This window comes from Enterobacter sp. Ag1 (genome assembly GCA_000277545.1).
GTDB lineage: Bacteria > Pseudomonadota > Gammaproteobacteria > Enterobacterales > Enterobacteriaceae > Cedecea.
The window spans coordinates 1-12,925 of sequence record AKXM01000006.1; the positions used below are offsets into that span (position 1 = coordinate 1).

Annotated in this window: 10 protein-coding genes; 8 read left to right on the forward strand and 2 right to left on the reverse strand. The window is 57.0% G+C overall.

Going from position 1 to position 12,925, the window contains the following annotated elements; translation table 11 throughout:
• The 7 genes from A936_RS03570 to ridA all read left to right on the forward strand — a co-directional run.
• Positions 1–627: IS481 family transposase (locus A936_RS03570; protein ID WP_008454712.1), on the forward strand; the 627-nt coding region annotated here is incomplete at its 5' end.
• Positions 628–844: 217 nt separating this feature from the next.
• Positions 845–1,849: an ornithine carbamoyltransferase gene (argF, locus tag A936_RS03575; protein ID WP_008454714.1), complete on the forward strand. Its 1,005-nt coding sequence runs from the start codon at positions 845–847 to the stop codon at positions 1,847–1,849.
• 73 nt (positions 1,850–1,922) lie between these two features.
• The gene (gene arcD / locus A936_RS03580) at positions 1,923–3,392 is read left to right on the forward strand and encodes an arginine-ornithine antiporter (RefSeq protein ID WP_008454716.1); all 1,470 of its coding nucleotides are present in this window, start codon (positions 1,923–1,925) and stop codon (positions 3,390–3,392) included.
• Positions 3,393–3,550: 158 nt separating this feature from the next.
• Positions 3,551–4,030, forward strand: a complete 480-nt coding sequence (locus A936_RS03585) for an arginine repressor (protein WP_008454718.1) — start codon at positions 3,551–3,553, stop codon at positions 4,028–4,030.
• A 268-nt stretch (positions 4,031–4,298) separates the two neighbouring features.
• On the forward strand, positions 4,299–5,231 hold the full coding sequence (gene pyrB / locus A936_RS03590) for an aspartate carbamoyltransferase (RefSeq protein ID WP_008454719.1): 933 nt from the start codon (positions 4,299–4,301) through the stop codon (positions 5,229–5,231).
• A gap of 16 nt (positions 5,232–5,247) precedes the next feature.
• The gene (gene pyrI, locus A936_RS03595; RefSeq protein ID WP_008454720.1) at positions 5,248–5,709 is read left to right on the forward strand and encodes an aspartate carbamoyltransferase regulatory subunit; all 462 of its coding nucleotides are present in this window, start codon (positions 5,248–5,250) and stop codon (positions 5,707–5,709) included.
• A gap of 71 nt (positions 5,710–5,780) precedes the next feature.
• Positions 5,781–6,167, forward strand: a complete 387-nt coding sequence (gene ridA / locus A936_RS03600; protein ID WP_008454721.1) for a 2-iminobutanoate/2-iminopropanoate deaminase — start codon at positions 5,781–5,783, stop codon at positions 6,165–6,167.
• Between the two features lie 51 nt (positions 6,168–6,218).
• On the opposite strand, the gene A936_RS03605 is transcribed toward ridA, so the two are convergent.
• Together A936_RS03605 and mgtA are read right to left on the reverse strand one after the other, a co-directional pair.
• Positions 6,219–8,609, reverse strand: a complete 2,391-nt coding sequence (locus tag A936_RS03605; protein ID WP_008454723.1) for a beta-N-acetylhexosaminidase — start codon at positions 8,607–8,609, stop codon at positions 6,219–6,221.
• Positions 8,610–8,723: 114 nt separating this feature from the next.
• Positions 8,724–11,441 (reverse strand): magnesium-translocating P-type ATPase, encoded by a 2,718-nt coding sequence (mgtA, locus tag A936_RS03610; protein WP_008454724.1) that lies wholly within the window; start codon positions 11,439–11,441, stop codon positions 8,724–8,726.
• A gap of 498 nt (positions 11,442–11,939) precedes the next feature.
• Between mgtA and treR the strand changes: the two genes are divergently transcribed.
• Positions 11,940–12,887 (forward strand): trehalose operon repressor TreR, encoded by a 948-nt coding sequence (gene treR / locus A936_RS03615; RefSeq protein WP_008454725.1) that lies wholly within the window; start codon positions 11,940–11,942, stop codon positions 12,885–12,887.
• Positions 12,888–12,925: the final 38 nt, after the last annotated feature.

Genomic DNA, 12,925 nt, shown 5'->3' on the forward strand with positions numbered 1-12,925 from the left:
GCTCACTGTACCGATGAACGCCGTGTCACCGTGCAGACCCAACTGATTAATGTCTTTGAACGTTATGGCCTGCCGGAGAGGATGACGATGGATAACGGTGCGCCGTGGGGAGATACCACCGGGACCTGGACAGCACTGGAACTGTGGCTGATGCGCCAGAGTATCCGGGTGAGCCATTCCCGGCCTTACCACCCACAGACGCAGGGCAAGCTGGAGCGTTTTCACCGCAGTCTGAAGGCGGAAGTGCTGCAGGGCCAGTGGTTTACGGACAGCCAGCAGGTGCAACGGGCCTTCGACCACTGGCGGACGGTGTATAACCTGGAGCGGCCCCACGAGGCACTCGCGATGAAGGCACCGGCTTCGCGATATCAGCCATCGTCCCGGCAGTACAGTGCAGACGTTAAGCCACCGGAATACGATGAGGGAGTGGAGGTACGGAAGGTAGATATCAGCGGAAAGCTGAGCTTCAGGGGCAGCAGTCTGAAGGCAGGTAAAGCGTTCAGAGGAGAATATGTGGGGCTGAAAGAGACGATGGAAGACGGATGTTATGAAGTGTGGTGGTACAGCACGAAAGTGGGGGTGATCGACCTGAAGAATAAGTCGATCACCATGGGTAAAGGATGTTAAAAAGTGTTCACCATGTCTGCGAACACCTGTCTACCATGTCCCCGGACTGTACATCCCCTGGGGGAGAGGGGATAAAACCGAGCCGCCTGCACTTCCTCCTCCCCCAGGGGAGAGGGGACAGGAAACGAAACAGAATCACCAGCATTTCCCCCCTCGCCCTTCCAGGGAGAGGGCCGGGGTGAGGGTAAAAAAACTTCTCATTCAAAGGATAACGAAAATGACTATCAACCTAAAAAACCGTAATTTCCTGAAACTCCTCGACTTCAAACCGGCAGAAATTCAGTACCTCATCGACCTGGCCCGTGAACTGAAGGCCGCCAAACAGGCCGGAACAGAGAAAAAAACGCTATGCGGTAAAAACATCGCGCTGATCTTCGAGAAAACCTCCACCCGTACCCGCTGCGCCTTTGAGGTTGGCGCGTTTGACCAGGGCGCGCTGGTGACCTATCTGGGGCCAAGCGGCTCGCAAATCGGCCATAAAGAATCCATGAAAGATACCGCTCGCGTGCTGGGGCGGATGTACGACGGGATTGAATACCGCGGCTATGGCCAGGACATTGTCGAAGAGCTGGGGGAATACGCTGGCGTGCCGGTGTGGAACGGGCTAACCAATGAATTTCACCCGACCCAGATCCTCGCCGACCTGATGACCATGCTGGAGCACGCTCCGGGTAAAAAACTGCAGGATCTCTCCTTCGCTTATCTCGGCGATGCCCGTAACAACATGGGCAATTCCCTGATGGTGGGCGCAGCCAAAATGGGCATGGATATTCGTCTTGTCGCGCCGAAAGCCTTCTGGCCTGAAGCGGCGCTGGTCGAGCAATGCCGCGCCATCGCCAAAGAAACCGGCGGCCGCATCATGCTGACGGACAGCGTGGAAGAAGGCGTTGCGGGCGTGGATTTCCTCTACACGGACGTTTGGGTTTCGATGGGCGAGCCTAAAGAAGCCTGGGCTGAACGCGTAAGCATCATGACGCCCTACCAGATTAACCAGAGCGTTCTTAATGCGACCGGCAACCCGAACGTCAAGTTCATGCATTGCCTGCCTGCCTTCCATAACGAACACACCAAAGTCGGCAAAGAGATCGAAGAAACCTACGGCCTGAAGGGGCTGGAAGTGACCGAGGAAGTCTTTGAGTCAGCACACTCCATTGTCTTCGACGAAGCCGAAAACCGCATGCACACCATTAAAGCCGTGATGGTCGCCACGCTCGGCGCGTAACGCTGTCGGGCAGTGGGAACCCCTCGCTGCCCGTATTGCCCTTGTGCTGCTTCGCGCAGCGGGAGAAAAGGAAATGGCCGATGTTACCCATGAAGGTGCCGCAGACACCTCCACAAGCAGTGAAAGAAAACTCGGACTCAGCGCGCTGGTGGCGCTGGTTATAGGATCCATGATTGGCGGGGGCGTTTTCAGCCTGCCGCAAAACTTTGCTTCGGTAGCGTCCCCCGGCGCATTGCTGATCGGCTGGGCCATTACCGGCGTCGGCATGCTTTGCCTGGCGTTTATTTATCAGAATCTCAGCGCTCGCTGCCCGGATCTTGACGGCGGCGTTTACAGCTATGCCCGGGCCGGGTTTGGCGACTTTATTGGCTTTCAGTCCGCCTGGGGCTACTGGTTCTCCGCCTGGCTCGGGAACGTCTCTTACGCGGTGCTGCTGTTCAGCGCCATGAGCTTTTTCATTCCGGTGTTTGGCGACGGGAATAACCTGCCGTCGATTATCGGCGCCTCCATCGTGCTTTGGTTAGTTCATGCCCTGGTACTTCGCGGGGTGCGAGAAGCCGCCTACATCAACACCATCCTCACCGTGGTCAAGGTCATCATTCTGCTGGTCTTTATTGTCGCGGTGCTGATTGCCTTTCGGATTGGCGTGTTCACGGCGGATTTCTGGGGCCGCATGATGCTGGTCGAAGGATCTCGCCCGGAAATTTTCGACCAGGTTAAAAACACCATGCTGGTAACTACCTGGGTGTTTATCGGCATTGAAGGGGCAACCGTTGTTTCTGCCCGGGCCGCAAAACGTGAGGATATCGGTAAGGCAACGGTCATTGGTCTGCTGGGCGCGCTGGCGATTTACGTGCTGGTCAGCGTGCTGTCGATGGGGATCCTCGATCAGGCGAGCCTGGCCGGGCTGAAGAATCCGTCGATGGCCGGCGTGCTGGAAAGCGTGGTCGGGGCATGGGGAGCGAAGTTCGTTGCCGGAGGCGTGATTCTGTCCGTAGCCGGCGCGCTGCTGGCCTGGACGCTGTTTGCCGCAGAATTACCGCGTGTCGCGGCAATTGACGGCATTTTCCCTAAAATTTTCGCCAAAGAGAACGCCCGTCATTCACCTTCGTTTTCACTGTGGATCACCAATGGCTTAATTCAGCTCTTCCTGATCCTTACCCTGTTCTACGCCGCCGGCTACCAGGCGCTATTCTCCATTGCCACGGCGGCCATTTTACCTCCGTACCTGTTCAGCGCAGCCTACGGGCTGAAGCTGGCCTGGACCGGGGAGCGCTATGGACAGGGGGAATCACGAACCGGCGGCATCGTGCTTGGCCTGATTGCCACGGCTTACGGCTTCTGGCTTTGCTACGCCGCAGGCGATTCGATGTTGCTGAGCTCGCTGTTATTCACGCCGGGCATTCTGGTGTTCCTGTGGCAGAAAAAAACCCAGGGTCAGCCGCTGCTGAAAAGCTATGAACTGGCGATCGCCGTGGCCATTCTGGCTCTGGCCGCATGGACATTAAAACTGGTCATAAGTGGAAATTTACAGATAGCCTGACGCCATTAACGCCACGATTGTGGCGTTAAACGCTTCATCTCCATCCATTGGCAACATTTTAAAAAGATAAAATTAATAAAAATCATTTCTATCAATAAATTACGTTCATCCACCGTGCAATGAAAACGCACCGGCCATCACAGGAGTGTATAGAGATCATGAGGACATCCCGCCTCTCGTTCGAGAAAGAGCAGCGCCAGCTTGAACTGTGCCAACAGCTCATCAGCCACAAGAGTTATCACTCCCAGGAGCAACTGCGCCATGACCTGAAACAGCACGGCTTCGAAGCCATCAGTCAGTCCACCGTCTCCCGCCTGCTCAAGCTGCTGGGCGTTATCAAATTGCGCAATGCCAAAGGGCAAAAAATCTATGCTCTTAGCCCGCAGACTTTGCCCCAGCCCAACGCGGCGCGTTCGGTGGCCGAAATGGTGTTAAGCGTTGAGCACAACAGCGAATTTGTCATGGTGCATACGGTGTCAGGTTACGGCAAAGCGATAGCAAAAATTCTCGATCATCACGCCATCGCAGAGATTTTGGGCGTGGTCGCCGGCAGCAGCGTGGTCTGGATTGCGCCGCGTGAAGTGCAAAAAACGCCGCTGGTGCATCGCCGCATCATGCGTATGCTGGGCCAGGCCTGAATGCACCGCAACCGATTGCAGCGCCCATGAAAAAGTGTGATTTTAGCGCTTGCAGAGAACACCCACGCGCGTATAATGCGCCACAATTTGCCGGGAGGAAGCATGGTTTACTGTGTTCAAAAAAATGTCGCAGCTCGACGTCTGAAAGCAGACGCGGCAGGGCGTTTTTCTTCCCGTTGCACCGTCGAATGTCTAAATTCCCAAATTGCTAAGGCCCCTCGTTGAGGGGCCTTTTTTTTGCCCGTCGGCCCGAGAACAGGAGAGAAGCATGACTAACCCGCTCTATAAAAAACACATCATTTCCATCAATGATCTCAGTCGTGAAGAACTTGAACTGGTGCTGGCAACCGCGGCAAAGCTAAAAGCTAATCCACAGCCGGAGTTGCTGAAGCACAAAGTTATCGCCAGTTGCTTCTTTGAAGCGTCGACCCGAACCCGCCTCTCGTTTGAAACCTCCATTCACCGTCTGGGCGCGTCCGTGGTGGGTTTCTCCGACAGCAGCAACACTTCGCTGGGCAAGAAAGGTGAGACGCTGGCGGATACCATCTCCGTCATCAGTACCTACGTGGACGCCATTGTGATGCGCCACCCGCAGGAAGGCGCGGCCCGCCTGGCCACCGAGTTTTCCGGTGAGATCCCGGTGCTGAACGCCGGTGACGGCGCGAACCAGCACCCGACCCAAACCCTGCTGGATTTATTCACCATTCAGGAAACTCAGGGCCGCCTGGAGAATCTGAATATCGCCATGGTCGGCGACCTGAAATATGGCCGCACCGTGCATTCGCTGGCCCAGGCGCTGGCGAAGTTCAACGGCAACCGCTTCTATTTCATCGCGCCAAATGCCCTGGCGATGCCGCAGTACATTCTCGACATGCTGGATGAAAAAGGCATTGCCTGGAGCCGCCACGAGTCTATCGACGAAGTGGTGGGCGAGCTGGACATTCTGTATATGACCCGCGTGCAGAAAGAGCGTCTGGATCCGTCTGAGTACGCCAACGTTAAGGCGCAGTTTATCCTGCGCGCCGCCGACCTGGCCGGCGCACGCGGCAACATGAAGGTGCTGCACCCGCTGCCGCGCGTGGATGAGATCACCACCGACGTAGACAGCACGCCGCATGCCTGGTACTTCCAGCAGGCCGGGAACGGTATTTTTGCTCGCCAGGCGCTGCTGGCGCTGGTGTTGAATCGCGAACTGGTTTAAGTGAGAGGACAAGAAGATGACGCACGATAATAAATTACAGGTTGAAGCCATCAAGCGCGGCACCGTTATCGACCACATTCCGGCTCAGGTTGGCTTTAAGCTGCTGACCCTGTTCCAACTGACCGAAACCGACCAGCGCATTACCATCGGCCTGAATTTGCCGTCCCGCGAGCTGGGTCGCAAAGATCTGATCAAAATTGAAAATACTTTCCTGACCGACGAGCAGGTGAATCAGCTGGCGCTGTACGCCCCGCACGCCACGGTGAACCGCATCGACGAATACGAAGTGGTGGGCAAAAGCACCCCAAGCCTGCCGGATCGCATCGAGAAAGTGCTGCTGTGCCCGAACACCAACTGCATCAGCCACAACGAGCCGGTGGCTTCTTCGTTCGCCGTGAAGCAGCGCGCCGACGATATCAGCCTGAAGTGCAAGTATTGCGAGAAAGAGTTCGCTCGCCACGTGGTTCTGGTAGATTAACGACCACTAATGACAAGCAATTTCCCGTCCCTATAATGGGCGGAGTTTATATCCAATACTAAGGAGAAAGTATGTCACGTACGCTTAGCACGGAAAATGCACCGGCCGCTATCGGTCCTTATGTTCAGGGTGTCGATCTCGGGAGCATGATCATCACTTCCGGGCAGATCCCGGTGAACCCAAAAACCGGCGAAGTGCCGGAAGATGTAGCCGCTCAGGCTCGTCAGTCCCTGGAAAACGTGAAGGCTATCGTTGAGTCCGCAGGTCTGAAAGTGGGCGACATCGTGAAAACTACCGTGTTTGTGAAAGACCTGAACGATTTCGCGACCGTAAACGCCACCTACGAAGCCTTCTTCAACGAACATAATGCGACCTTCCCGGCTCGCTCTTGCGTTGAAGTGGCTCGTCTGCCGAAAGACGTTAAAATCGAAATCGAAGCTATCGCCGTTCGCCGCTAGTTCGCCGTCGCGCTTTGCTTCTGGCCCCGCTTTCACGGGGCCATTTCTTTCTTACTTCACGGCAGCCCGCAGCAGTTTCTCCAGCGGATACACCGCCGCAATCACCACTTCATCACGAGTCTGCGCCGCAGCATCCAGCTGAGCCTGAATGGCCTTCAGCTCGTCATCGCTGAGCGAACCTTGCTTCGCCACCAAATCCGTCAGCCTTAAGCCCAGCCCGGCGAGCTTGTCCACGTCTTCAGCAACCGGCTTGAGCGGTTTTAGCACGTAGTTGCCGTCGATCAGCGCCAATACATCCGGGGTGTTGTTCTGCCAGCGAGTGAAGATATGGCGCAACGCTTCCGCACTGTTCCCGTCTTCCCTGTCGGCAATCAGTTTGTCCACCCAACCGTTAATCGCCCTGACCTGCCCACTTTCGGCCCCAAGCGCATCGGCAAAGCGGTTCAGCGGCTCAAAGTGGTTGTAATTCCCGGCCTGGAATTTCAGATGCTGGCGCGTGTAGTACTGCGCCGGCTCAATGGCCTGGGCGAGGATTTGCAGAGGCATGATCTCCGGTGTACCGGCGAGGCGAGTGAGCTGCGTAACGGACTCGGTGTGCTGACGCAGGCCAACGGAGACCGTGGACCAGGCATCAATGGCCTGCATACGCTGGTACATATTGTCCACGTCTGTGACGTCTTTAGCCGACCACAGCCGCTCGGCTACGGCAAAAGTCCGCGGCCAGAGCTTGATATCCAGCAGCGGGGAGATCACGTTTTCCGCCCACAGCGCCGCTTCGCCGCCGAGGATATTGCTCATCTGCGCTTCGGTTGGGACCACAGGCTGTTTGCCATCCGGGATGCCCTCGAGCTTCTGCCCGGTCGCCGGATAGCGCACGTTGCCCACCAGGAAGTAGCCATTAAGCTTGTCGTTTTCCAGCGTGACTACCGGGCGCGTTTCCCCCATCCAGGTGTCTACCGTAAAGGTTACCTGAGTTGGGTTCAGCCATTTTACGTCATGAACTGCACGGCGGGATTTGCCCTTGAAGTCGATAAATCCGCGCCAGCCGCCGTCACTTTTCACCAGCGTAAAACTGCCCTCTACCGCACTGCCTTTCAGGCGAGGCATGTTGAAGAACCAGCTCTGTGCGCTGTCGGCCTCGCGGATGTGATCCACCCCGTTTAGCCCAACCGGCAGGATTTCATTGCGGTAATGGTAGGCGGTGGACTGCGGCTGATCGAGGTAAAAGCCCGTGGACAGAATGCCTTTGTAGCCTTTGGCCGCAATCGCCCCCAGCGAATCCTGCCCCTGCCAGGACTGGATCAAAATGTTCTTCGGCAGATCCGGGTGATAAATCTCATCCCAGCCCATCATCTGGCGCTTATGTTTCTCGAGGATCTTCTCCAGTCGCTGGTTGAAGTACGTTTGCAGCGCATGAGAGTCCGCCAGGTTGTGCTGCTTCATAAATTGCTGGATGGCGGCGTTTTCTTTCCACTGGGTGTCATCCACCTCATCGCCGCCGATATGCAAGTAACTGTCCGGGAAAATGGCTGTAACTTCGCCAATCAGCGTATCAACAAATTTGTAGGCCGCTTCGTTTGCCGGGTTTAGCAACGGCTTCAGGACGCCCCAGTTGCGCTCCATTTGGTAAGGCCCCGGCGCGCTCATCAGCTCAGGGTAAGCGACAGCCAGCGCTGAACCGTGGCCCGGCAGGTCGATTTCCGGCACCACGCGAATGCCCAGCGAGGTGGCATAGCGTACCACCTGTTTCATTTGCGCCTGTGTATAGAACTGCCCGTCGCTCGCCAGCTGCTGCAGCTTTGGATAATGAGTCGACGCAAAGCGCCAACCCTGATCGTCCGTCAGGTGCCAGTGGAAGACGTTCAGCTTGGCGGCGGCCATCCCGTCCAGCTGACGGAGAATGTCGTTCACCGGCATAAAGTGGCGAGCCGAATCAAGCAGCAGCCCTCGCCACGGGAAGCGCGGGACATCTTTGATTTCTACATAAGGAATCGACGTGTTTTGCGGGCCATTTTGAATCAGCTGCAGCAAGGTCTCCATGCCGCGCATTGCCCCAAATCGCGTGTTAGCGGTGAGCTTCACGCCGTCCGCCGTCACGCTTAAGGCATAACTTTCGTCGCTGTCAGCTTTAGGCAGTGGATCAACGGCTTGTTTGATTTGAATAGCAATCGTGGGTTTGGCCGGCTGTGCAGCCGCAGGCTGAAGCTGCCAGCCGGTTTGCAGGCTGATACGCTGCCGCCAGCGGTCAATGGCGCCGTCGAGCTTGTCGCCGATAATGGCAATAGACACGGCGTTAGTCAGCGCCAGGCTGCCCTGCGTGGCCGGGAGTTCGACCTGCTGCGGCCAGGGCATTAACGGGAGATCCCCTGCCGGGGCGGCCTGCGCCTGGCAGGCAACGGCGATACCTGCGGCCAGCAGGCTGAAACGAAGCGATTTGAACATGGATAATCCTTTCACGTGACGGGCCAGAAAACAGCAAAAACAATCTGTTATCACGTGAAGGATTTTTCAGCAAGGCGGTGGCGAGACGTGGATCACATCTCGTCAATATTTGGATTACTGCCAGCCGTAACGGCGGCTATAGAAACCTTTTACCGCCTGAGTCAGCATCATGTAGCCTACCAGGATGATCACCAGCAGCGGGAAGTAGCTCAGCGGCAGCGCCTGCAGGTGGAGGTACTCCGCCAGCGGGGAGAACGGCAGCGCAATCCCGAGCGCCATCACCAGCAGCGTCATCACCATCAGCGGCCAGGCCGGACGGCTTTGCAGGAACGGAATGCGACGGGTACGGATCATGTGCACAATCAGCGTCTGCGACAGCAGGCCTTCCACGAACCAGCCGGACTGGAACAGCGTTTGCGCTTCCGGGGAATTGGCTTTGAAAATCCACCACATCACGCCGAAGGTCACGATATCGAAGATGGAGCTGAGCGGCCCGAAGAACACCATAAAGCGGCCCAGGTCGGCCGGATTCCAGCGCTGCGGCTGCTTGATTTGCTCATCATCGACGTTATCAAACGGGATCGCGACCTGCGAGACATCGTACATCAGGTTCTGAATCAGTAAGTGGATCGGCAGCATCGGCAGGAACGGCAGGAAGGCACTGGCCACCAGCACGCTGAAGACGTTGCCGAAGTTGGAGCTGGCGGTCATTTTGATGTACTTGAGCATGTTGGCGAAGGTACGACGGCCTTCAATCACGCCCTCTTCCAGCACCATCAGGCTTTTTTCCAGCAGGATGATGTCGGCAGCTTCACGGGCGATATCCACCGCGCCATCAACGGAAATACCGATATCCGCCGCACGTAACGCTGGAGCATCATTGATGCCGTCGCCCATAAAGCCAACCACATGGCCTTCACCGCGCAGCAGGCGAACGATACGCTCTTTGTGCATCGGCGTCAGGCGGGCAAACAGCGTGGTTTGCAGCGCCACACGAGCCAGCTCGTCATCGCTCATCTCTTCGATGTCGCTGCCGATAATCAGGTCGCCGACTTCCAGGCCGACTTCACGGCATACTTTCGCCGCGACCAGTTCGCTGTCACCGGTCAGGATTTTCACCGCGATGCCGCTGGCTTTCAGCGCTTTTAACGCCGGAGCGGTGGTTTCTTTCGGCGGATCGAGGAAGGCAATGTAGCCTTCGAGGATCAGATCGGACTCATCCACGCGGCTGTAGTCTGCGCTGCGGGCTGGCAGGAATTTGGTGGCAACGGCAACGACGCGCAGCCCCTGGCTGTTTAGCGAGTCGGTTACGCTGCGAATACGCGTCAGCATCCCTTCACTGAGCGGTACGATTTCGTCGCCGTGGCGCACGTGGGTACAGACGTTGAGGATCTCCTGCAACGCGCCTTTGCAGATTAGCTGATGCACGTCGGCCTGCTCGGAGACCACAACCGACATGCGGCGACGGTCAAAGTCGAAAGGAATTTCATCTATTTTGTGCCAGCGGGCAACCGCCGTGCGGGCGTGATCGGCATCGACGCCTTCCAGTACCGCCACGTCGAGCAGGTTTTTCAGGCCGGTCTGGTAGTGGCTATTCAGCCAGGCGGTATGCAGCACGCGATCGCTTTGTTCGCCGAAGATATCGGTGTGGGTTTCCAGCACGATGCGGTCCTGCGTCAGGGTGCCGGTTTTATCGGTACACAGGATGTCCATCGCGCCAAAGTTCTGGATAGCATCCAGGTGTTTCACAATGACTTTTTGCTTCGACAGCTTGACCGCCCCGCGCGCCAGCGTAGAGGTCACAATCATGGGCAGCATTTCCGGCGTCAGGCCGACGGCAACGGAGAGCGAGAACAGCGCCGCTTCCCACCAGTCGCCCTTGGTGAAGCCGTTAATCAGCAGCACCACCGGCACCATCACCATCATGAAGCGGATCAGCAGCCAGCTTACGCGGCTGATACCCCGCTGGAAGGCGTTAGGTTCGCTTTCCTGCTGGGTGACACGTCCGGCAAGCTGGCCGAACCAGGTGTTGCCGCCGGTGGCGATAATCATCGCCAGCGCGGTACCGCTGACCACGTTGGTGCCCATAAAGCAGAGGTTGTCGCACTCCAGCGGGTTGTGCTGGTCATGTTGGCGGCTGACGGCAACTTTCTCGACTGGCAGAGATTCCCCGGTCAGCGACGCCTGGCCAACAAACAGGTCACGCGCCTGAATCACGCGCAGATCCGCCGGGATCATGTCACCTGCGGCAAGCTTAACGATATCCCCCGGCACCAGCTGGTCCAGCGGAACTTCGACGTAGGCATATTCACCCTGTTCGTTGATCACACGCAGCACGGTCGCAGTGTTGCTAACCATCGCCTTCAGCGCATCCGCCGCGCGGGTGGAGCGGGTTTCCTGGATGAAGTTCAGCAGCGTGGAAATCACCACCATCAGCGCGATGACGCTGGCGCCAAACAGATCATCTTCCGTTGCGTAGGAGAAAATCCCCAGCGCCGTCAGCAGCAGGTTGAACGGGTTGCGGTAACAAACCCAGAGATGCACAAACCACGGCGCGGGCTGCTGCGCCGGGATCTGGTTCAGACCGTGGGTTTCGCGCGCCTTTTCGACTTCGCGAGCGTCCAGCCCTTCCGGGTGGCTGCCAAACTCAACGTAGAGCTGCTCTTCGCTGGCGGCGGCATATTTCAGGCAGGCCTGGGTCAGCGTCGCCGGAATATCGGCGGCCTTCGCCACCACTTTCCCGTCAGGCATAGGATCGCGCTGCACCAGGCGGCGCGGCAGATGGCGGCTCAGCTGGGACATCAGCTGGCGCGTGAGGTTTTTGAATTGCATAAACGTCCTTAGCACCGTCTTGAGCGGTACCTAAGTTTCCTGCAGGCGCAACAAAGCTGCATCAGGCAGGAGAGCATCAACAAGCAGGGACGTAAAAGAGAGCGGTCGTCACTGCCTTACAAAACCGGTAAGGCAGCGGGCGTTAACCTGTGGCTTACCGGAAAATTCCTGTTACTTCAAGGTGAGGACTGGGATCGGGTTCCATGTCATCTCCGGTAGCGTTGAAAGAAAAATAGCATTACGCCTTCTGGCATAATGAGAATGCCAGGTATACTACGCCCGTAAAACTAAACCGTCTGTAAACCAGATTTTGCCCATATCGGGAACGGGATAGCGCGTTAAAACTTTACTCCTGATAAGTATATTCTAAATAATCCGGATTACAGGTTGGTGGCAAACGAGTGACAATCACCGCATTCGTGTCCCAAAGGGAACAGGGCTAGCCGCCATTGTCTAACCAACCAATTTGCACCGTGACCGCCAGGGAAAAGAACAACCATGCAAAGTCGCCTTACCATCAAAGATATTGCCCGCCTGAGCGGCGTGGGGAAATCTACCGTTTCTCGCGTATTGAACAATGAAAGCGGCGTCAGCGCCCGCACGCGGGAACGGGTTGAAGCGGTAATGCAGCAGCATGAGTTTTCCCCCTCCCGCTCGGCGCGCGCGATGCGGGGCCAAAGCGATAAAGTCGTCGCCATTATCGTGACCCGCCTGGACTCACTGTCGGAAAATCTGGCGGTGCAAACCATGCTGCCTTGCCTTTACGAGCAGGGCTACGATCCGATCATGATGGAAAGCCAGTTCTCACCAGAGATGGTTGAGGAGCATCTTGGCATGCTGCGCCGCCGCAACATCGACGGCGTGATTCTGTTTGGCTTCACCGGCATCAACGAGAAAGTGCTGCAGCCATGGCGTTCCACGCTGGTGCTGATGGCGCGAGACGCCAGCGGCTTCGCTTCGGTGTGTTATGACGATGAAGGCTCTATTCACATCCTGATGTCCACGCTTTATCAGCAGGGTCACCGGGACATCAGCTTCCTTGGCGTACCGCACGGCGACGTCACCACCGGTTACCGCCGCCACCAGGCGTATCTCGCTTTTTGCCGTGACCACGATATCGTTCCAAATGCCGCCCTGCCCGGCCTTGCCATGAAGCAGGGCTACGAGCATGTGGTTGAAGTTCTGACCCCGAAAACCACCGCCCTGCTGTGCGCCACTGACACCCTGGCGCTGGGCGCAAGCAAATATCTCCAGCAGCAAAACCGCAGCGATATTCAACTGGCGAGCGTGGGGAACACGCCGCTGATGAAATTCTTGCATCCTGAAATCATTACCGTTGACCCAGGCTACGCCGAAGCCGGTCGTGCCGCGGCTTTACAGCTGATCGGGCAGATTTCTCAGGGCCAACAGCTGCGGCAAATCGTCATCCCTAGTCACCTGCAATAAAACCGCCCCTGATCGGGATTTTGTGATCTTCGCCCGGT